The 20,069-nt window shown below is 48.3% G+C and carries 19 protein-coding genes; 9 read left to right on the top strand and 10 right to left on the bottom strand.

Annotated elements, in window-relative coordinates:
* Window positions 1-60 precede the first annotated feature (60 nt).
* From VJL_RS08610 to VJL_RS29650, 5 genes are all read right to left on the bottom strand, one after another.
* Window positions 61-2,217, bottom strand: a complete 2,157-nt coding sequence (locus VJL_RS08610; RefSeq protein ID WP_038877238.1) for a cytochrome c — start codon at window positions 2,215-2,217, stop codon at window positions 61-63.
* Window positions 2,214-2,825 carry a cbb3-type cytochrome c oxidase subunit II gene (locus VJL_RS08605; RefSeq protein WP_038866596.1) on the bottom strand — a complete coding sequence of 204 codons (612 nt, stop codon included), beginning with the start codon at window positions 2,823-2,825 and terminating at the stop codon, window positions 2,214-2,216. Before VJL_RS08605 ends, VJL_RS08610 begins: the two co-directional genes overlap by 4 nt.
* Before the next feature lies 1 nt (window position 2,826).
* Window positions 2,827-4,236: a cytochrome-c oxidase, cbb3-type subunit I gene (ccoN, locus tag VJL_RS08600; protein WP_038877236.1), complete on the bottom strand. Its 1,410-nt coding sequence runs from the start codon at window positions 4,234-4,236 to the stop codon at window positions 2,827-2,829.
* A gap of 15 nt (window positions 4,237-4,251) precedes the next feature.
* Window positions 4,252-4,614, bottom strand: coding sequence for a c-type cytochrome (locus VJL_RS08595; protein ID WP_038877234.1), 363 nt, complete (start codon window positions 4,612-4,614; stop codon window positions 4,252-4,254).
* 397 nt (window positions 4,615-5,011) lie between these two features.
* Entirely contained in the window at window positions 5,012-5,182 is a 171-nt protein-coding gene (locus VJL_RS29650) for a hypothetical protein (RefSeq protein ID WP_164492026.1), read from the bottom strand.
* Between the two features lie 343 nt (window positions 5,183-5,525).
* Here VJL_RS29650 and VJL_RS08590 point away from each other — a divergent pair, with 343 nt between their 5' ends.
* Together VJL_RS08590 and VJL_RS08585 are read left to right on the top strand one after the other, a co-directional pair.
* Complete coding sequence (locus tag VJL_RS08590) at window positions 5,526-6,404, top strand: DMT family transporter (RefSeq protein ID WP_038877232.1); 879 nt, start codon at window positions 5,526-5,528, stop codon at window positions 6,402-6,404.
* A gap of 74 nt (window positions 6,405-6,478) precedes the next feature.
* Window positions 6,479-7,030: a DUF2301 domain-containing membrane protein gene (locus tag VJL_RS08585; protein WP_038877230.1), complete on the top strand. Its 552-nt coding sequence runs from the start codon at window positions 6,479-6,481 to the stop codon at window positions 7,028-7,030.
* Here VJL_RS08585 and VJL_RS08580 read toward each other — a convergent pair.
* The 5 genes from VJL_RS08580 to VJL_RS08560 form a co-directional block, all read right to left on the bottom strand.
* Window positions 7,027-7,923, bottom strand: a complete 897-nt coding sequence (locus VJL_RS08580; protein WP_038877228.1) for a hydroxymethylglutaryl-CoA lyase — start codon at window positions 7,921-7,923, stop codon at window positions 7,027-7,029. The genes VJL_RS08585 and VJL_RS08580 overlap by 4 nt on opposite strands.
* Complete coding sequence (locus VJL_RS08575) at window positions 7,920-8,765, bottom strand: enoyl-CoA hydratase-related protein (protein ID WP_038877226.1); 846 nt, start codon at window positions 8,763-8,765, stop codon at window positions 7,920-7,922. The genes VJL_RS08580 and VJL_RS08575 overlap by 4 nt, the downstream gene beginning before the upstream one ends.
* 25 nt (window positions 8,766-8,790) lie before the next feature.
* A complete protein-coding gene (locus VJL_RS08570) occupies window positions 8,791-10,395 on the bottom strand; it encodes a carboxyl transferase domain-containing protein (protein ID WP_038877224.1) in 1,605 nt (534 codons plus the stop codon).
* Between the two features lie 21 nt (window positions 10,396-10,416).
* The gene (locus VJL_RS08565; RefSeq protein WP_038877222.1) at window positions 10,417-11,586 is read right to left on the bottom strand and encodes an isovaleryl-CoA dehydrogenase; all 1,170 of its coding nucleotides are present in this window, start codon (window positions 11,584-11,586) and stop codon (window positions 10,417-10,419) included.
* Window positions 11,587-11,696: 110 nt separating this feature from the next.
* Window positions 11,697-12,080: a MerR family transcriptional regulator gene (locus VJL_RS08560; RefSeq protein WP_038877220.1), complete on the bottom strand. Its 384-nt coding sequence runs from the start codon at window positions 12,078-12,080 to the stop codon at window positions 11,697-11,699.
* A gap of 290 nt (window positions 12,081-12,370) precedes the next feature.
* Here VJL_RS08560 and VJL_RS08555 point away from each other — a divergent pair, with 290 nt between their 5' ends.
* From VJL_RS08555 to VJL_RS08525, 7 genes are all read left to right on the top strand, one after another.
* Window positions 12,371-13,582: a thiolase family protein gene (locus VJL_RS08555; RefSeq protein ID WP_038877218.1), complete on the top strand. Its 1,212-nt coding sequence runs from the start codon at window positions 12,371-12,373 to the stop codon at window positions 13,580-13,582.
* Between the two features lie 36 nt (window positions 13,583-13,618).
* On the top strand, window positions 13,619-15,112 hold the full coding sequence (locus tag VJL_RS08550; protein WP_038877217.1) for a CoA-acylating methylmalonate-semialdehyde dehydrogenase: 1,494 nt from the start codon (window positions 13,619-13,621) through the stop codon (window positions 15,110-15,112).
* A 17-nt stretch (window positions 15,113-15,129) separates the two neighbouring features.
* Entirely contained in the window at window positions 15,130-16,284 is a 1,155-nt protein-coding gene (locus VJL_RS08545; protein ID WP_038877215.1) for an acyl-CoA dehydrogenase family protein, read from the top strand.
* 69 nt (window positions 16,285-16,353) lie between these two features.
* Complete coding sequence (locus tag VJL_RS08540; RefSeq protein ID WP_038877213.1) at window positions 16,354-17,142, top strand: enoyl-CoA hydratase; 789 nt, start codon at window positions 16,354-16,356, stop codon at window positions 17,140-17,142.
* An 8-nt stretch (window positions 17,143-17,150) separates the two neighbouring features.
* Complete coding sequence (locus tag VJL_RS08535; protein ID WP_038877211.1) at window positions 17,151-18,275, top strand: enoyl-CoA hydratase/isomerase family protein; 1,125 nt, start codon at window positions 17,151-17,153, stop codon at window positions 18,273-18,275.
* 11 nt (window positions 18,276-18,286) lie between these two features.
* Complete coding sequence (mmsB, locus tag VJL_RS08530; protein WP_038877209.1) at window positions 18,287-19,192, top strand: 3-hydroxyisobutyrate dehydrogenase; 906 nt, start codon at window positions 18,287-18,289, stop codon at window positions 19,190-19,192.
* A gap of 59 nt (window positions 19,193-19,251) precedes the next feature.
* Window positions 19,252-20,010 carry an SDR family oxidoreductase gene (locus VJL_RS08525; RefSeq protein ID WP_038877207.1) on the top strand — a complete coding sequence of 253 codons (759 nt, stop codon included), beginning with the start codon at window positions 19,252-19,254 and terminating at the stop codon, window positions 20,008-20,010.
* Window positions 20,011-20,069 lie beyond the last annotated feature (59 nt).

The following is a 20,069-nucleotide window of genomic DNA, read 5'->3' as shown; positions in this document are numbered from 1 at the left end:
AAGTCAAAGCCCTTTCCGATTGGAAAGGGCTTTTTTTGTACCTGATACTCGCCACTTTAGTTACTTGATATGGATGTTGTTATCTCGTCGGTCATACATATCTGGTGTGGTATGCAGTCCTCCGGCATAACCTGCGGCTTCTAAGGTTTCCCTTACTTCTCGAACGTCTGCTGGCGCAACAGGCGATTGTTGATCGCCGAGGTGTTTACGTACGAAGGTAATCAATTCTGCCAAACGAGCGTCTGATAAAATGTCTTCAAAGCTTGCCATTGGCATAAAGTTACGTTCAGGGTCAATGTAAGTTGGTTGTAAACCTCGTACCGTTACAGCAATGGTGTTAAACGGGTCACTGTGCATGATAATGCCGTTGTTCAAGAGCGTTGGTGCTATCGGATCTCGTCCTTTACCGTCGTTACCATGGCATGCTCCACATGTTTGCTTGTAAGTTGCATAGATTGGCTCTTGATAAGCCGCTTCATCAAACCCTTTAGGCTCCAAAGGAACGGCATCGGCGGCAATGAAGTTGTTTACGTCACCATTGAGTAGATAGTAGGACATAGACTCAACGTCTTCACGAGTCATTAAGCTCAAACTGTTTTTGACCACGTCAGCCATCCCAGCAAAAGCAGTGCCTTTGTCTGAGTGACCTGTGTGCAAAAAGTCGGTGAGTGTCTTCTCATCCCAACCGCCCACATACAGCTCCGTGGACGTAATGTCAGGTGCGTTCCAGCCGTCAATCAAGTTACCTTGGAAGATGCGCTCAGGTAACAATGCTTGAGCAATATTCCTCGGCGTATGGCACTCTGAGCAGTGTCCTAAGCCTGCAACCCAGTATTTGCCTTTCTGCCACTTCTCTACGTCATCCACCGCGCCCTGAAGTTCTGAGGGAAGGTTGTAGTCGATAGGGTCGGTGTCCATAAAGACAATGTTCCAGCCAAGGAGGCCAAGACGAATGTTTGATGGGAACATCATGTGGTTTTCATCGTTACGACGCGCCACGGCAGGAATAGACTGCATATACTCCCACAAATCCGTCATGTCTTGTTCCGTAAGGTATTGATAAGAGGTGTAAGGCATCGCCGGGTACAAGTAACCATGTTTGCCTTTACCGTGTACCAAAGCATCACGGAAGTTGTCGTAATCGTATTCACCAATCCCTTCACTGGCGTGAGGAGTAATATTGGTCGAATAGATTGTGCCAAATGGCGTAACAAACGGTAGGCCGCCGGCAAAAGGTTCGCCACCTTCTGCACTGTGACAAGCGACGCAATCCCCCGCGTGTGCCAGATATTCACCACGCTCGACAGATTGAGCGTTAAGTACTGCGAGTTTCTGCTCTTCTTCTTCGCCGGCTTTGCGGATGTAAGCACCAATCGCGAGGATCTCGTGCTCTGAGAGTTGGTTTTCAAACGCAGGCATCAAGTTGTTCAAACCGTAATTGATGGTGTGTTGAATCTCTTCAATACTGCCACCATGAAGCCATACGCTATCAGAAAGGTCGGGCACTCCCGTTTCTTGATTAGCAATAGAACCGTCTCCATGGCATGAGGCACAGTATTGAACGAACAAGGTCTTACCCAACTCTATTTTAACTTCAGGCACATTGCTGTGGCGTTGATTGAGCGACGCAAGATAGTAAGAAACCTTGTCCACTTCGTCCTTTCTCATCACTTCAACCCAGCCGGGCATCGCACCGTTACGGCCTTTCGCTATGGAATGAATGATGGCTTCATCATCTCCGCCGTACATCCATTCTTTATCGATAAGGTTAGGAAAGTGTTTTTGACCTTGTGCATTATCTCTATGGCAGGCTGCGCAATGGGTTTGAAACAATATACGACCGCTACGGACAATATCGGCATCTTGTGCAAGTGCAGCCAAAGAGGTGTCGGTTACTTGACTAAATTGCTGGTCGAGTGTGGTTGATGGCGAGCTAAGTTTGTCGTCCGCTTGGTCATAATTCGCCAAGCCTTTCCATTCACCAAGCCCTGGATACAGAACCAAATAGCCTGCGGAGAGTAAAAACGCGACAGCGTAACTAATGAAGAGGAGTTTAGGTGGTGGCGCGTCCTTTTCATCTATCCCATCAAAAGAGGCGATAGTGTGGTCTTGGTCTGCTTTATGGTTGCTTCGCCAATACTTGACGATAACGCCCACCATCAGGACAAAGAAGATTATTGTGCAGGCAACGGCCCACCAGTTCCATAATGTGCTCATGGAGCCACCTCCTGTGCTGTATCTTGGCCAAGACTTTGAAGATAACGGATCAGCGCTTCGCCTTTGGTTTTACCGCGAACTTGCAAGCGCGCGTCGGAAATCTCTTGGTCTGTGTATGGAACCCCTAATGTGCGTAGTGTCTCCATCTTGTCGACAATTGCATCGCCCGAGAGAGTTTGTTCGAACAACCAAGGGTAGGCCGGCATTATGGACGTTGGAATGACCTGACGAGGATCGATGAGATGCAATACATGCCATTGGTCAGAGTATTTACGGCCAAGGTTGGTTAAGTCCGGACCTGTGCGTTTTGAACCCCATAGGTTAGGGAATTCGTAAATGTCATCTGATTCCTTGTTTGCGCGACCGTTGCGTTTGGTCTCAGGCTCTAGAGGACGAACCATCTGCGTGTGGCAGACATGACACCCTTCACTGATGTAAATATCGCGACCCGCAAGCTCAATGGCGGTCAACGGCTTGGCTAAACTGCCCTTAGCGATGTCGTCAGTGCGAAGAATATTCGGCACAACCCAGACTGCGAGTGAGAAGGAGGCCACAACCACTGTTGTGATGATCAAAATGACCACTGAGTGAGTAAAGTCTTTGCTCATCTTATGCCTCCTTTGCCACTAACACCGATGGAGAACGCACGGTTTTGTACAAGTTGAATGCCATCAGGAATAGGCCAAGTACAAAGAGTGCGCCCCCAAAGAACCGCAGGAACAACCATGGAGCCTTAAAGTTCATGGCTTCAATAAAGCTGTAAACCAGTTCGCCATTCTCATTCTGAGTTAGCCACATGTAGCCTTCGCCAATACCAGCAACCCACAGCGCGATGGCGTAAATCGCAACACCAGCATGCGCGAGCCAGAAGTGCCATTTTATCAAACGCTTTGACCACAACTCTGTTTTGTTCCATAGACGAGGGATGAAGTAGTAGAACACCGCAATGCCTGACATACCGACCCAACCTAATGCGCCGGAATGAACGTGACCGATGACCCATTCAGTATTGTGCGCGAGCATATTGAACCAGCGAATTGCCAGTAGAGGCCCTTCGAATGTGGCTAAGCAGTAGTAAAGAATGGCAGAGAAGAAGAACAGGCAAATGTAGTCAGATTTAAGCTTCTCTTTGTTTTGTAGCAGTGTCATCGCACTGTTGAAAGCGCCCGCCCAAGATGGAAGCCAAAGAATGAGTGACATGATGATGCCGATGTTTTGCACCCAAATAGGCACCGATGAATAAACCAAATGGTGGGTACCTGCCCAAGTGTAAAAACCAACCAAGCCCCAAAAGTGGATGACAGATAAACGGTAAGAGTAAATAGGGCGGTCTGCCACTTTTGGTATGAAGTAATAATTCATACCAATCACACCAGCAGTCAGTAAGAAGCCCACTGCGTTGTGACCCCACCACCATTGCACAATGGCGTCCTGCGCTCCAGCAAAGACGGAATAAGATTTCATCAACGATACAGGCATGGCCAAGTTGTTCACGATGAAGATCATGGCAATGACAATGATAAACGCTGCGAAGAACCAATTGGCTACGAAAATGTGGTCGACTTTTCGTTTGGCGATTGTGCCGAAGAAAAGCACCGCATAAAGCACCCAGACTAAGACGATCAAAAGGTCGATTGGCCACTCTAACTCAGCGTATTCTTTTGAAGTTGTGTAGCCAGCGGGCAAACTGATTAACGCCAAAAAGAGTACCAGTTGCCAACCCCAGAAAACCATCCAAGATAAGCTTTGGTTAAAGAGATTACAGCGTCCGGTGCGTTGAGCGATGTAGAGAGAGGTACCCATCAAAATGTTGACTACAAAGCCATATATTACGCCGGAAGTGTGTAGTGGTCTGAGTCGACCGAATTGGAAGTATTGAGAATCGAAGTTAAGTACCGGCCAATACAACTGCGCCGCGAGGATCACACCAATGATCATCCCGACAATAGCCCAAACTAACGATGCCAACACAAAATACTTCACAACTTTAGTGTTGTATTGAGTTGCTGCTTGTTCCATAAGAACGCTCCTCGTTTAAGGTTGAGCTTCTTTGCCTAGCTGTGAGTAGTAGTGGGCAATGTCTTCAATGTCTTGATCAGAGAGGGCATCGGCCTGCTGTTGCATCAGCACCGCGAGACCACTGGTTCGTTCCCTCGCTTTGTAGTCCTTAAGGGAAGAAATCAGATAGGTTTTGTTCTGGCCGCGTAAGTTTGGGTACGCATCAATGGTCGATATGCCATCGACACCATGACAAGTCATACAAACTTTCGCTTTTTCTTTGCCGACTTCGAATTGCTCATCACCTTCTGCAGCAAAGGTGAGGGGAGAGATGCACACAGCGACGACGAGAGCCGTCCTCAAAGCTGCGCTCATGTTTTGGGTGTTCTTTAATCTCATCACTGATTCCCTAGTAATTTGAATGCGTGTTTCACTAACTTGGGCGCTGATATTCCAGATTTTCACTGTTATTGGTGGCGTGAATGCACTGGCGTATTTTTTATAGTTGTAGGTTAAAGAGTAAGCAGGTACTGGCAATATCGCTACGTACGAGCCGATTTAGTTGTGAATTTTTCTATTTAATACGTGAACACGTAACGATTAGGGCAAAATTTTGGTGAATAAATCGACAGGAAAATAACGGGTTAGCTACGGTTGAATAGGGTATGGATGGGAATTGATACAAAATCAAACAAAAGAGCTTTTGAAGAAAGTTTTAGGTGAGTTGGAATTTCAAGCTCTGGGAGCCTTCTTTTCACGGAAGACCCCATGAATGAAAGATAGGATCGAAAACAAACTAACGCCCGCGATAAATCATCATGTCGTAAATATGGGCAATAGAAACCGGATCAGCTTCTAAGTGACTAGATCGTATAGAAGAGACGAAACTGAATAAGGAACCAAGGCCTACTGGCGCGATAATAAGCAAGGCAATCAGAATGAAAAAGAGTACGGTCGAATGTCTCATAAAGCACCTCCTGATGTCTGTTTTATTGCTTTTGAATTATACCATTTTCGTGATGCCAGAAAGGGAGGTTATTCCGCACAATATTTGAGCTTTAGCCTGATGATTTGATAGGAATTTCATTCGGTATATACTGCATAAATAATCGCTGATAAATGCAGTAATTATCTCGATGATAATCAAGCTGCCATGTATACTGTGAGCGTTTCGCAAACGTTAACACCCTCCTTTCTAATTACATATAAAGTCAGCATTTGCGATGCAAATATAACTAGCTATCACGCATTAAAATCAATGATAAATAACCCCTGACGAATCCCTCGCAGGGTCTTTTTTGTGAGTAATTATGCTTAACTCAGAACGCAAAGCTGCATTCGTGCTCGTCGCTACTACGATGATCGCGGCATTAGGGTGGATCTTCTCCAAAGAAACCATTCAAGGTCTCCCACCATTCGGATTTATCGGTCTGCGATTCACCATCGCGTCACTGTGTTTGTTGCCTCTGTGTATCAAACCACTTCGTGCTGCCAATAAGAAAGATATTTTTGCCGCGGCAGGCGTAGGTGTGCTTTTAGGTGGCGCACTGATGTGTTGGATCTACGCGATTTCAATCAGTGACACGTTAGGTGAGGGCGCATTCATCATGAGCCTTTCAATGCTGTTCGTACCCATTGTCGCTTGGATAATGTTTCGTCAAAGACCTCAACGAATTTTTTGGGTTTCACTGCCGATCGCGATTCTTGGCCTAGGATGTTTGTCATTGGCTGGTGGTTGGCAACAATCTAGCAGTCAGCTTTGGTTCTTGGGCGCGGCTTTGATGCTCGCTTTGCACTTCAACGTAAACAGCAAGTATTCGCAAAAATTGCCTGTGTTGTTGCTAACGTGTATTCAGCTTTTTGTCACGGGTTTGATTGGGTTGCTGATTTCATCGTTGGTGGAGTCGGTGCCAACAGAGGTAAGTACATCAATTTGGGTGTGGTTTGCTCTAAGCACGCTTTTGGCAACCAGTTTGCGTTACGTGATGCAAACCATGGGGCAAAAGTTTGTTCAAGCGGGTAACGCTGCACTGATTATGATCCTTGAACCCGTGTGGACTGTAATTCTGAGTGTGATTTGGTATGGCGAAGTGCTGACCTCTAATAAACTCGTCGGCTGCGCTCTTATCTTATTCTCTTTGGTGATCTACCGAACTGGCGGTAAACTTCGCTTTCCAAAACGGGCGTAATCAAGTTTATAGAGCCAGCGGTTTCACCCTCGTTGGCTTTTCATTCCTTTTCATTTTTAGGCAGGATGCTTTCCATGGCAAACACAGAACATCAAGAGACGCTGGATTCACTTGATAAAATCAGCGTGTGCTTGTATCGCTTTGGTATTACTTTGTTTGCTATGGTGCTGCTTGTTTTTTCGGTTCTTGTCTCTGGTGCAATTTCTAGTTCACCGTTGATTTACCAAACCTCAGTCATTACGCTTTGTATGGCTGGTGCGTTATCTGCCGCGAATGTTCACGTTTACAGCAAACACGTACGTGCCGTGATCAGTTGGGCGTCTTGGATTGGCTTGGTATTGATGGTGAGAGACTTGGAGTTTCAGCGCACTTGGTTAGGGCTTGGCTTTATCTTTGTGACCTTTTCGGGTATTGCGCTTAAAGAGTCTTTTTGCTTTAAAGTGCCAGGCTTGAAGATGGTACCCGCGTTTCTCGCTGTCGCAACGTTTGCGCTGTGGTTTAACCTTCCAATCCTTGCTGCCATCACTATGTTATTGGCTGGATTAGTAATGGGCTTCCTGTCTTTTGCTAAATGGCGTATGCCGCTGCATTTCGATATCGGTATCAAAGCGAATTACGAGATCTAACGCTGCTTTAACGCCAGCGAGACTTTTGAGGTCGGCTGGCGGTTTAATTCTTCACTGATCATCCATCCGGCTTTGGCGAGCAACTCTAAATCTACTCCGGTCTCGATTCCTAAGCCTTGGCAAAGGTAGAGCACATCTTCGGTAGCAACATTACCTGACGCGCCATGAGCATAAGGGCAGCCCCCAAGCCCAGCCACACTGCTATCGATGGTATTGATGCCCATCGTTAAGGCTTGGTAGATATTCGCCAACGCTTGTCCCCATGTGTCGTGAAAATGCACCGCAAGCTTATTGGTTGGGACTTTCACTTGTACGGCTTCTAACATTTTAGCGATGCGTATCGGCGTGCCTGTACCAATGGTATCTCCAAGTGAAACCTCATAGCAGCCTAATTCCATTAGCAGGTTGGCAACTCTTGCGACTTGTTCGGGTTTGGTTGGCCCGTCGTAAGGGCAGTCTGCCACGCAAGATAAGTAACCCCGAACGGGAATGTTATGCTTTGCTGCCAATTCCATTACTGGTTCAAAGCGGGTAAGACTATCTGCAATCGAGCAATTGATGTTGTGTTGGCAAAAGCCCTCCGATGAGGAGGTGAAGATGGCGACTTGGTTAGCGCCGGCTTCTAGCGCCTTTTCAAAGCCTTGCACATTAGGCGTTAATGCTGAATAGATGACGTTGTGGCGGCGGGTGATTTTCTTCATTACATCGAATGAATCCGCCATTTGAGGTACCCATTTAGGCGACACAAAAGATCCTGCCTCAATATGGGTGAGTCCTGTATCTGAGAGCTGGTTGATTAAGCGGATCTTCGCTTGCGTGGACAACGGTGATTCGTTTTGCAGACCGTCTCTCGCACCCACTTCGACAATATTTACCTTATTTGGCAAATTCATTTCTTGCCCTTCGCTGGCTTGTTTATCCAACCCGGCTCTCGTTTCTCCAGAAAGGCTTGCAATCCATCTTGTCCTTGCGGCGATACGCGAATGTCGGCGATAAGTTGGCTCGTGTATTGGATAAGCTGACCATCAATCGGATTTTGGTGGCATTGATGACACAAGGCTTTGGCTTTTCGCATCGCATCTGGGCTATTGATCAGCAACGAATCAATCAAGCTTTCTACCACGGCTTCGATTTTATCCAGCTTATGAACCTCATGCACAATGCCAAACTTTTCTGCTTTGGCGGCGTTAATCACTTCGGCACTGAGTATGTAACGACGAGCTTGACGGTTGCCCATTGCTCGCATGACATAAGGAGAGATGGTTGCTGGAACCAGTCCCAGTTTGACTTCACTCAAGCAGAAGTTCGCATTCTCCGCTGCGATGGCGATATCACAGCAACAGATCAAGCCCAATGCGCCGCCAAAAGCGGAACCTTGCACAACCGCAATAGTAGGCTGAGGGAAAGCGTCCAATGTATGCATCAGACGTGCAAGATTCTGCGCGTCTTCTAGGTTTTGCTTTCTGGTGCTACTTGCCATGGATTTCATCCAATTCAAATCAGCACCAGAGGAGAAATGTTTGCCGTTTCCTCGAAGCACTAAGCATCGAACATCGGTGCGCAGAGCAAGGTAGTCCAGTCTGTGGATCAGCAAGTCAATCATGCAGGCATCAAACGCATTGTGCTTCTCTGTGCGATTGAGCGTAAGCGTTGCAACGCCGAATTCATCGACGTTCCAAAGTACTTCATCTTGTCGTTGGGTATTGGGGATGATACTCGGTTGATGATCCTGCATGTGACGTCCTTTCTTCTCTACATTTCTACATTCTGAATATGCCAAAGTTGCTGTCAGGAATTGGCGCATTGAGCGCGGCTTTTAAGGCTCGAGCCAATACTTGACGTGTCTCTTTCGGGTCGATGATGCCGTCATCCCATAAACGTGCGCTGGCGTAGTAGGGATGCCCCTGAGACTCATACAAGTCTACGATAGATTCTCGGAATGCACTTTCTTCGGGTTCTGGCCATTCTTCACCTTGGCGTTTTTTCACTTCTCGACGCACTTGAGTGAGCACGCCTGCGGCTTGTTCTCCGCCCATTACCGAGATTCGTGCGTTTGGCCACATCCACATCATGGTGGGGTCATAAGCGCGACCGCACATGCCATAGTTGCCTGCGCCGTAAGAGCCGCCAATAATCACGGTGAACTTAGGCACATCCGCGCATGCAACCGCCATCACCAGTTTCGCGCCGTGCTTGGCAATGCCTTCTGCTTCAAGCTTTTTGCCCACCATAAACCCAGTGATATTTTGCAAAAACAGTAGGGGAATTTTGCGTTTGGCACACAACTCAATAAAGTGCGCGCCTTTCTGTGAGGACTCAGAAAACAAGATGCCGTTGTTCGCCACAATGCCAATCAGATGGCCGTGAATTCGTGCGAAGCCACATACTAAGGTCTTGCCATAAAGTGCTTTGAATTCATCGAAGTCTGAGTCATCAACCACACGAGCGATGATCTCTCTAACATCAAAAGACAAGCGCAGATTCGCATTGACGATGCCATACATCTCTTCGGCGTCGTAACGCGGTGGTAAAACCGGTTTGTCGCTTTGAATGGGGAGTGATTGATTGGTATTGGAGACAGCTTCGCGAGCAAGCTGTAATGCATGTTGGTCGTTTTCTGCGTAATAATCGGCAACGCCAGACTTGCGACAATGCACGTCGGCACCCCCTAATTCTTCATCGGTGACGATTTCTCCCGTAGCGGCTTTTACTAGCGGTGGACCTGCCAAGAAGATGGTGCCTTGCTCTTTGACCATGATGGAAACGTCCGCCATCGCAGGTACATAAGCGCCGCCTGCGGTACACAGCCCCATTACAACCGCGACTTGAGGGATACCTTGCGCCGACATTCTGGCTTGGTTGAAGAAGATCCGCCCAAAGTGCTCTTTATCAGGAAAGACTTCCGCTTGATGAGGAAGGTTCGCGCCACCAGAGTCCACCAAATAGACGCAGGGTAATTGGCAACGTTGGGCGATCTCTTGCGCCCGTAGATGCTTTTTCACGGTGAGCGGGTAATAGGTGCCGCCTTTGACGGAAGGATCATTGGCGATCACCATGCATTGAATGCCTTCAATAGTGCCGATGCCGGCGACAACACCTGCGCATGGAATCGATTCTTCATAGACGTTCCACGCGGCGAATTGTCCGACTTCAAGAAACTCGCTGCCTTCATCTAAAAGGAGCATGACGCGCTCACGAACGGGCAGCTTTCCTTTTAGGCGTTGGCGGTCAATGGCTTTTTGTCCGCCCCCTTGTTTGATGGTTTTGATATTGGCTTTAAGGTTGCTCACCAACTCGGTCATGACCGCTTTATTCGACAAAAACAGTTCGTCGGTTGGCTTGGTTTTACTTTTAATGATTGCCATAGTGACTTCCTTGTCGGTGGGTTAGCGAGACTCTTCGAACAACTCTCGTCCAATCAGCATGCGGCGAATTTCAGAAGTGCCAGCACCAATCTCATACAATTTGGCGTCACGGAGTAAACGCCCAGTCGCGTATTCGTTGATGTAGCCATTACCGCCCAATAGCTGAATAGCATCGAGGGACATTTGTGTGGCAAGCTCTGCGCTGTAAAGGATCACGCCAGCGGCATCTTTACGCGTGCATTCCCCTCTGTCACATGCGGCAGCGACGGTATAAACGTAAGCTTTGGCGGCGTTCATGCGTGAATACATGTCAGCAAGCTTTCCTTGTACCAGTTGGAATTCACCGATGGATTTGCCGAACTGTTTGCGGTCATGAACATACGGAACCACTTCGTCCATACAGGCTTGCATGATGCCAAGTGGACCGGCTGCTAATACCACGCGTTCGTAATCCAAACCGCTCATCAACACTTCGACACCACGGTTTAACTCGCCTAACACATTCTCTTTTGGCACGACACAATCTTGGAACACCAATTCACAGGTGTTGGAGCCGCGCATACCAAGTTTGTCGAGCTTTTGCGCATGGCTAAAGCCTTCAAAATCCCGCTCAATAATGAAGGCGGTGATGCCGCGAGGCCCGCCACTGGGATCGGTTTTTGCGTAAACCACTAAGGTATCGGCATCAGGACCATTAGTGATCCACATTTTGTTGCCGTTCATCAGATAGTGGTCGCCTTTATCTTCGGCTCGCAGCTGCATGCTAACCACGTCAGAACCTGAGTTCGGCTCACTCATGGCTAGTGCGCCGACGTGAGAACCATCAATGAGCTTAGGTAGGTACTTTTCTCGTTGAGCAGGGGAGCCATTGCGAAAGATTTGGTTAACACAAAGATTGGAATGTGCGCCGTAACTGAGTGCGACAGACGCCGAAGCTCGGCTGATCTCTTCCATCGCAACAACATGAGCAAGATAGCCCATGCCTGCACCGCCAAACTCTTCGTCGATGGTTACGCCGAGCAAACCCATTTCACCAAACTTGGACCACAAATGATTGGGGAATTGGTTATCGCGGTCGATGTCTGCGGCGATGGGGGCGATATGCTCGGTGGCGAACGCGTTGACGTGGTCTCGGAGCATATCGATGGTTTCACCAAGCCCAAAGTTGAGTGGGGTGTAGCTGCTTTTCATAACATTTCCCTGTTGAAAGTACTCATTAGTACGGATAAGGTTCGAGTTACACTGCTTGGGCTTGGAAATTATGGTTGTTCTTGTTTGTTTTAGTCGTTATCAGTTTTTAGTTATTGGCTGTTAGCTTTATTGTCGCTTAGCGTTTGTTTGCATCGCTCTTTGGCGGTTTCTAGCTCGTTCATTACAACGCTAATATCATCCAGTTGCTGCTGTAAGTGCGCTTGTTTTTCATCAATGATGGTTAGCATTTTAAGGAGCTGACCATCGCTTTGTTGGGTATCGTATAGCTCGAACAATTCCCGAATTTCTGCAAGCGAAAAGCCCAATCGCTTACCACGTAAAATCAGCTTGAGACGGATCTTATCTCTGCGTTGATATACGCGAATATTGCCTTTTCGTTCCGGCTCTATCAGCCCGACATCCTCATAAAAACGAATGCTTCGGGTCGTGATGTCGAACTCTTTGGCGAGGTCACTTATCTTGAATTTATCCACTCGGTTTTTCCCTCTAATGAATAGTTTTGGCTTCTTAAAATCCCTTCAAGCCTTGAACTAAACGGACTAGCTAAAAGCATGAGAGTAAATTTGTGTTGTTATTAATGTGTTTCTTTACGTTAACGTAAATGTTAGTGCTATGCTTACGTAAACGTCAAGAAATCACAGTGCGAAAATTCATCGTTTTATGAGAGGCTGGAGTGACACCACATTCTATGCGAAAGCTCCGTGGTAGCGGGTGTGAGGGATGAGTTCGTGAACTGTGAATTATCGTCAGAAGGGACGAGATCATGGGAAACGACATCTGGATTGTCAGTGCAAAGCGAACGCCAATCGGGCGCTTTCAAGGTCAGTTACAAGGTTATTCAGCGCCTCAATTAGGGGCATTTGCTATCAAAGCGGCAATGGATGCGAGCGGGGTTAGCGAAGTCGACGAAGTCTATATGGGCTGCGTATTACCTGCGGGGTGCGGACAAGCACCAGCCAGACAAGCAGCACTAGGTGCAGATCTTCCACTGACGACAGGCTGTACCACCATCAACAAAGTGTGTGGCTCTAGCATGAAAAGCGTGATGTTGGCTCACGACCTTATCAAAGCGGGCAGTATTCGAAGCGCGGTTGCTGGTGGTATGGAAAGCATGACCAATGCGCCGTATCTGCTCAAAGAAGCACGCAATGGCATGCGAATGGGTCACCAATCTACTCACGACCATATGTTTCTAGACGGTCTTCAAGATGCGTATGAAGGGCATTTGATGGGAGTCTATGCGCAGCAAACGGCTGACCGTTCTGAGTTTACCCGTGAGCAAATGGATGAATGGGCGATGCTATCCGCGACAAGAGCATTGGAAGCGCAAGAGCAGCGTCTGTTTGACGACGAGATCTCGCCGATAGAAATCACGACTCGTCATAGCAATTCAACATTGGATTATGACGAGCATCCACGCTCCATCAAGCTCGACAAGATCCCCCAACTCAAACCTGCGTTCGATAAGAACGGCTCGGTGACGGCTGCGAACTCAAGTACGATATCTGATGGTGCTGCAGCCTTGGTGTTAATGGACTCGCAGGTGGCACAGCATCAAGGTTTAACGCCATTAGCAATCATCAAAGGGCACTCGACCCACGCCAGAAAGCCCGCTGAATTTACCCTCGCGCCCGTCTTTGCGATTGAGCAGTTGTTATCTCAACTCGATTGGTCAGTAGACGAGGTCGATCTTTGGGAGATCAACGAAGCCTTTGCTGTTGTCACGCAAATCGCGGTACGCCAATTGGGTATCGATAAAGACAAAGTAAACATCAAAGGCGGTGCGTGTGCGCTTGGGCATCCAATTGGCGCAAGCGGAGCTCGTATTTTAGTAACCCTCATTCATAGCCTACGCCAACTGCAATCGCTTGGTTTAGATGGCGACAACAACAATAAAAAAGTGATGCGAGGTATTGCATCACTGTGTATCGGTGGTGGTGAAGCCACTGCTATTGGTATCGAGATACCGCTTTAATTCCAATTATCGAATAACGTAAAGAAGGACTAGATTATGACTCGCACGGTTCCCTTATTCATCGATGGTGAGTTTCGTGAATCTCAAGCAACGGATTGGGTAGAAGTGACAAACCCTGCCACCAACGACATGATTGCGCGCTTGCCGTGCGCAACGGATGAAGAGATGCATGCGGCAATTGAAAGTGCAAAAGCCACCTTTACCTGCTGGAAAGATGTCGCGGTTTCGGAGCGTGCGCGCTTAATGCTGCGCTACCAACATCTACTTAAAGAACATCACGATGAACTGGCGACGCTGCTTTCTCACGAGACAGGTAAGATCTTTGCGGATGCAAAAGGCGATGTATGGCGCGGGATCGAAGTCGTCGAGCAAGCTGCCAATATCGCTAGCAACATGATGGGAGAAACCGTCGAGAACGTTGCGACCGATATCGACAGCTATTCGCTGATTCAACCGCTTGGAGTGTGCTGCGGTATTACGCCGTTTAACTTCCCAGCCATGATCCCTTTGTGGATGTTCCCAATCGCGATTGCGAGCGGAAATACCTTTGTCCTTAAACCTTCTGAGCAAGTGCCGCTAACGTCCATTCGCTTGGCTGAGCTGTTCGAAGAAGCGGGAGCACCAAAAGGTGTGCTGCAAATCGTACATGGCCGAAAAGAGCAGGTCGACTTGTTGCTGAAACATCCCGATATCCAAGCCGTTTCTTTCGTAGGCTCAGTGCCCGTAGCGCAATATATCTACACCACAGGCACGCAGAACTTCAAACGCGTTCAAGCCTTTGCTGGCGCGAAAAATCACATGGTGATCATGCCAGATGCGAACAAAAACCAAGTGGTGAATAACTTAGTTGGTTCTTCAGTTGGTGCAGCAGGGCAACGTTGCATGGCGATCTCCGTGGCTGTGTTTGTAGGCAGTTCGAAAGAGTGGATTGCTGATTTAAAACAGGAAATGGCGAAAGTGCATCCTGGCGCTTGGGATGACGAGAGTGCCGCGTATGGCCCTTTGATCAGCGCACAAGCAAAACAGCGTGTGCTCCGTTTGATTGAAGAAGGTAAACAACAAGGGGCGGTGTGTGAACTTGATGGTAGCCAATGTGAAGTAGAAGGCTTCCCAGAGGGTAACTGGGTCGGTCCAACCTTATTCAGTGGCGTCACTACCGAGATGTCGATTTACACCCAAGAAGTCTTCGGACCTGTTTTGGTGTGTATTGAGGTCGACACGTTACAAGAAGCGATAGAGCTCGTGAATCGCAACCCATACGGCAACGGCACTTCCATCTTCACTGCGAATGGTGCCGCAGCGAGAAAGTATCAACATGAGATTCAAGTAGGGCAGGTAGGTGTGAATGTGCCGATTCCTGTGCCTTTGCCATTCTTCTCGTTTACAGGTTGGCGAGGCAGCTTTTACGGTGATTTGCACGCCTACGGCAAACAAGCGGTGCGCTTCTACACCGAAACCAAAACCGTGACAGCTCGTTGGTTTGATGACGATATCCCAACCGGTCCAAATCTCACCATTAACTTGCGTTAACGAAGTAAGGAGCTCATATGGATTTTGAACTCAACGAAGATCAACGTATGTTTGCCGACACGGCTCAGCAGTTTGCGGCAGAGCGTTTAGCGCCAATGGCAGCAGAGTGGGATGAGAAACAAATCTTCCCGAGAGACATCCTACGAGAGGCAGGAGAACTCGGTTTCTTAAGCCTCTACACCCCAGAAGAACAAGGTGGTTTGGGCTTAAGCCGTTTAGATGCATCTATCATCTTCGAGCAACTCTCGATGGGATGCACATCGACTACTGCATTTATGACCATTCATAACATGGTTACTTGGATGGTCGCGAGCTTTGCGACCGAAGAAGTAAAAGACGCGTTTTGCCCAAAACTCATTACGGGTGAATTCCTTGGATCTTACTGTTTAACCGAACCAAACGCAGGCTCGGATGCGGCGTCTCTAACGACTTCTGCGACCAAGCAAGGTGATAACTACATACTCAACGGCGGCAAAACCTTTATTTCTGGCGCAGGCGATACCGACGTTTTAGTCGTGATGGCGAGAACCGGCGATGCTGGTGCGAAAGGCGTATCTGCGTTTGTTGTCCCCGCCGATGCAGACGGTATTAGCTACGGACGTAAAGAGCCGAAAATGGGCTGGAACAGTCAGCCGACACGGGCGGTGACTTTCGACAATGTTTCTATTCCAGTATCACATCTGCTCGGGGAAGAAGGACAAGGTTTTGTGTTTGCCATGAAAGGTTTGGATGGCGGACGCATCAACATTGCGACCTGTTCTGTCGGTACGGCTCAGCAAGCGTTGAATCAAGCGGCGCAGTACATGCAAGAACGTAAACAGTTCGGTAAATCACTAGCTCAATTCCAAGCATTGCAATTCAAACTGGCAGACATGGCAACCGAGCTTGTCGCTGCCCGCCAACTGGTACGGTACGCCGCTAGCAAGTTAGACCGAGGTGACCCAGACGCCACGACTTATTGTGCCATGGCAAAACGCTTTGCAACCGATGTTGGCTTTCAAGTTTGTGACCAAGCGCTGCAGCTTTACGGTGGCTACGGTTACATCAAAGAATACCCAATGGAGCGCTATTTCCGTGATGTTCGAGTACACCAAATTTTGGAAGGTACTAACGAGATCATGCGGTTGATCATCGCGCGTCGATTGCTCGCAGAAGAGTCGGCTCTGCTATAAGTGCAGCCGACAAGCTTTGCTTTTATTCATAACGCTCAGGTCATTTTCATCAAGAAAGGATTCAGAGATATGTCACTAACAGAACAACAAGCGATTCAACATACCATCAGCAATCATGTTGCGGTGGTGACCATGAACAACCCGCCCGCCAATACTTGGACGTCACAAAGCTTAACCGCGTTGAAAGAGCTAGTGCTGGCGCTAAACGATAACAAAGACGTTTATGCTCTAGTGCTCTCAGGGAGTGGAGAGAAGTTTTTCTCTGCAGGAGCTGACCTCAAGTTGTTTGCCGATGGCGATAAAGCGGTTGCGTTAGAGATGGCGCGTATATTTGGTGAAGCCTTTGAAACGCTGTCTGCATTTCGAGGGGTTTCCATCGCAGCCATCAACGGCTATGCCATGGGAGGCGGATTAGAAGTCGCATTGGCGTGTGATATTCGTGTAGTGGAAGAGCAAGCCGTACTGGCACTACCAGAGGCGAAAGTGGGCTTACTGCCTTGTGCTGGTGGTACGCAAAACCTAACCGCATTGGTCGGTGAAGGTTGGGCGAAACGCATCATATTGTGCGGCGAACAAGTCGGTGCAGCACAAGCGCGAGAACTTGGCTTAGCGGAAGAAGTGGTGGAAAAAGGTGGAGCGCTTAATAAAGCCATTGAGCTTGCAGAATCGGTTGCCAATCAATCGCCTCCTTCGGTAACCGCGTGCAAAGCGCTTATCCAAAACATGCGCTCAGCGCCACTCAAACATGGTCTGATTAAAGAGCGAGAACTGTTTCTAAACTTATTCGATACCGAAGATCAAACCGAGGGGGTTCGTGCCTTCTTAGAAAAACGTAAACCCAACTGGAAGAATCAATAGGAGGTCGCATGACAGGAAAAGTAACCATTAGCGAAATAGATTGCTTAGACGGCGTGCACCGAATTGGTATCGCGACGTTAGACAACACGGCTTCTTTGAATGCGTTGACTTACGACATGTTGGCAGAACTCAACGACCAACTTATCGAATGGCAAGATGACCCTGATTTGGTGTGTGTCATCCTCAATGGAGCGGGTGAAAAAGCGTTTTGTGCAGGGGGCGATGTACGAACCATGTACCACGTCATGCACGAGAAAAGCAAAGAAGAGACCGCAGAGTTCTGTTCTAATTACTTCTCGCTTGAGTACGAATGCGACTACCTGATTCATACCTACCAAAAGCCAATCATTGGCTGGGGAGAGGGTATTGTGATGGGCGGTGGCATGGGCTTGTTTATGGGCACCAGTCATCGAGTCGTCACCCCTAAATCTCGTCTTGCGATGCCAGAGATCAATATCGGGCTTTACCCGGACGTGGGTGGCACTTGGTTCTTAAGTCAAATCGACCCAGAGGTAGGTTTGTTCCTTGGTTTGACTGGCGCAATGGTGAATTCAAGTGACGCTGTCACTATAGGGCTGGCAGAATGGTTGCTGTTGGAAGAGCAATATCCGGCACTGTTAGAAGAGCTGAAGCAAGTCGACTGGGGTTCAGCCGATGCCAAATCGCTTGTCAGTGCGTTACTTCAGTTGATGGAAGATCAAGTCATCGACAGTAAGCCGACAACTCAGATTTGCCCTTATCTCGACCAAATTAAAGAAGCCTGCAAAGGCTATGACTTAAATCAGATTGCCCAACGTATTCAAGCAATGGAAGGCGAGACTCAATGGCTTGAGAACGCACAAAAATCATTTGTTGCGGGCAGTCCGATCACCGCACATATCTGTTTTAGACAAGTCAAAGAGTACCACCGCTTGTCATTGGCGGATTGTTTCCGTCTAGAGCTAACCTTGTCAGTTCGTAGCGCATTACTCGGTGAGTTTGAAGAGGGCGTGCGCTCTCGATTAGTTGATAAAGATGGCAATCCAAAATGGATGTTTAACAGCGTCAGTGAAGTCGATGAAAGCGTCATCGATAACTTGTTCACTTCTCTTTGGTCAAAAGAGGAACATCCACTTGCACAGCTAGGAAAATAAGGAGAAACAACATGAGTACCATTGCATTTATTGGCTTGGGCAACATGGGCAGTCCAATGGCACAAAACCTATTGGCGTCAGGGTTTCACGTGCAAGTGTTCGATGTGGATGTGAACGCGGCGAAGCAACTTGAACCGTTTGGCGCGGTGGTTGCCGGTACGTTAGAAGAAGCCGTAGATGGCGCAGGAACCGTCATCACCATGCTACCAGCAGGTGCACACGTGCGTGCGGTGTATTTGGGGGATTTACACGGTGGTGTCGGTCTGCTCAATATTGTGCAGGACAACGCATTGCTGATTGACTGTTCGACCATCGATCCAGATTCCGCACGCTTGGTGGCGAACGAAGCTCAGAACAAACGATTGTTGTTTGTCGATTCTCCCGTCTCTGGTGGTGTAGCAGGCGCAAAAGCAGCAACGCTGACCTTTATTGTTGGTGGCTCGGATGAGGCGTTCTCCAAAGCCAATGCGATCTTGCAATACATGGGTAAGAACGTGTTCCACGCTGGTAAAGCGGGCGACGGTCAGATGGCAAAAATCTGTAATAACCTCATGTTGGGTATCTTGATGTCGGGAACCTGTGAGGCGCTCAATCTCGGCATTGATCATGGTCTCGACCCGAAAGTCTTATCCAATATCATGCTGCAAAGCTCTGGTCGAAACTGGGCGCTGGAGCTCTATAACCCATGCCCCGGTGTGATGGATTCTGCGCCAGCGAGTAATCAATATAATCCCGGCTTTATGAGCAAGTTGATGCTCAAAGATCTTGGCTTAGGCTTGGATGCGGCGCTGCAAACCCACTCTTCTGTTCCGATGGGCTCTTTGGCTCGTAACCTTTATGCATTCCATAACGCGGCAGGTCATGCAGAACTCGATTTCTCAAGCTTGTTTGAATTCTATAAGAACCAGAAGGGCTAAAAGCAAGATTCCCTATCAGGCGTTTAAGCATGGAAGTTATCCAGTAATGGAGTACAGATATGGATTTAAAAAACAGTGTCATTGCAATCACAGGTGCGGGGCAAGGGTTAGGGCAGATGATGGCGGTCAGCCTTGCTCAAGCGGGCGCAGATTTAGCATTGCTTGATGTTAACGAAATGGGACTTTTGAATACCCAAGAACAATGCCGCATGCTCAGTGCCAAAGCATTGACCTATCGACTTGATGTGACCAATGAATCTGAAGTGGAGGATACCTTTAATGAGATTCTTCAAGACTTTGGGCAGCTAAACGGCTTAGTTAATAACGCAGGCGTCTTACGAGATGGATTGTTAGTCAAAGCCAAAGACGGCGAAATCACCAAGATGTCGCTTGAGCAGTTCAACCTAGTGATGAACGTCAATGTCACGGGCACCTTTTTGTGTGGTCGAGAAGCGGCAGTCAAAATGATCGAGAGTGGCTCGAAGGGGGCCATCATTAACATCTCCAGCGTGGCGAGAGCAGGCAATATTGGACAAACCAATTACTCTGCATCGAAAGCTGCCGTCGCAACCATGGCAACAACATGGGCAAGAGAACTCGCCAGATATGGCATTCGCTCTGCGGCTATTGCGCCCGGTGTCGTCAAAACGGCAATGGCAGATCAAATGAAACCAGAAGCCATAGACCGGCTGCAAAAGATGATACCCGTCGGTAGGATGGGGGAGACGAGTGAGATTGCTCATGCTGTGAAATACATTCTTGAGAACGACTACTTCACAGGGCGAGTGCTCGAAGTGGATGGCGGGATGAGAATGTGAAGAAAGAGCCGATTACGGCTCTTTCTTGTTTTTGAGTGTCTCAATTTTGTGTGTGTAAT

Source organism: Vibrio jasicida CAIM 1864 = LMG 25398 (genome assembly GCF_000400365.1).
GTDB classification, from domain to species: Bacteria; Pseudomonadota; Gammaproteobacteria; order Enterobacterales; family Vibrionaceae; genus Vibrio; species Vibrio jasicida.
This window is presented reverse-complemented; position numbering and strand designations above follow the sequence as displayed.

Excerpts from the sequence above, each read along its gene's own strand:
- VJL_RS08610 (WP_038877238.1), bottom strand. The coding sequence starts at position 2,217 with ATGAGCACATTATGGAACTGGTGGGCCGTTGCCTGCACAATAATCTTC.
- VJL_RS08605 (WP_038866596.1), bottom strand. The coding sequence starts at position 2,825 with ATGAGCAAAGACTTTACTCACTCAGTGGTCATTTTGATCATCACAACA.
- ccoN (WP_038877236.1), bottom strand. The coding sequence starts at position 4,236 with ATGGAACAAGCAGCAACTCAATACAACACTAAAGTTGTGAAGTATTTT.
- VJL_RS08595 (WP_038877234.1), bottom strand. The coding sequence starts at position 4,614 with ATGAGATTAAAGAACACCCAAAACATGAGCGCAGCTTTGAGGACGGCT.
- VJL_RS29650 (WP_164492026.1), bottom strand. The coding sequence starts at position 5,182 with ATGAGACATTCGACCGTACTCTTTTTCATTCTGATTGCCTTGCTTATT.
- VJL_RS08590 (WP_038877232.1), top strand. The coding sequence starts at position 5,526 with ATGCTTAACTCAGAACGCAAAGCTGCATTCGTGCTCGTCGCTACTACG.
- VJL_RS08585 (WP_038877230.1), top strand. The coding sequence starts at position 6,479 with ATGGCAAACACAGAACATCAAGAGACGCTGGATTCACTTGATAAAATC.
- VJL_RS08580 (WP_038877228.1), bottom strand. The coding sequence starts at position 7,923 with ATGAATTTGCCAAATAAGGTAAATATTGTCGAAGTGGGTGCGAGAGAC.
- VJL_RS08575 (WP_038877226.1), bottom strand. The coding sequence starts at position 8,765 with ATGCAGGATCATCAACCGAGTATCATCCCCAATACCCAACGACAAGAT.
- VJL_RS08570 (WP_038877224.1), bottom strand. The coding sequence starts at position 10,395 with ATGGCAATCATTAAAAGTAAAACCAAGCCAACCGACGAACTGTTTTTG.
- VJL_RS08565 (WP_038877222.1), bottom strand. The coding sequence starts at position 11,586 with ATGAAAAGCAGCTACACCCCACTCAACTTTGGGCTTGGTGAAACCATC.
- VJL_RS08555 (WP_038877218.1), top strand. The coding sequence starts at position 12,371 with ATGGGAAACGACATCTGGATTGTCAGTGCAAAGCGAACGCCAATCGGG.
- VJL_RS08550 (WP_038877217.1), top strand. The coding sequence starts at position 13,619 with ATGACTCGCACGGTTCCCTTATTCATCGATGGTGAGTTTCGTGAATCT.
- VJL_RS08545 (WP_038877215.1), top strand. The coding sequence starts at position 15,130 with ATGGATTTTGAACTCAACGAAGATCAACGTATGTTTGCCGACACGGCT.
- VJL_RS08540 (WP_038877213.1), top strand. The coding sequence starts at position 16,354 with ATGTCACTAACAGAACAACAAGCGATTCAACATACCATCAGCAATCAT.
- VJL_RS08535 (WP_038877211.1), top strand. The coding sequence starts at position 17,151 with ATGACAGGAAAAGTAACCATTAGCGAAATAGATTGCTTAGACGGCGTG.
- mmsB (WP_038877209.1), top strand. The coding sequence starts at position 18,287 with ATGAGTACCATTGCATTTATTGGCTTGGGCAACATGGGCAGTCCAATG.
- VJL_RS08525 (WP_038877207.1), top strand. The coding sequence starts at position 19,252 with ATGGATTTAAAAAACAGTGTCATTGCAATCACAGGTGCGGGGCAAGGG.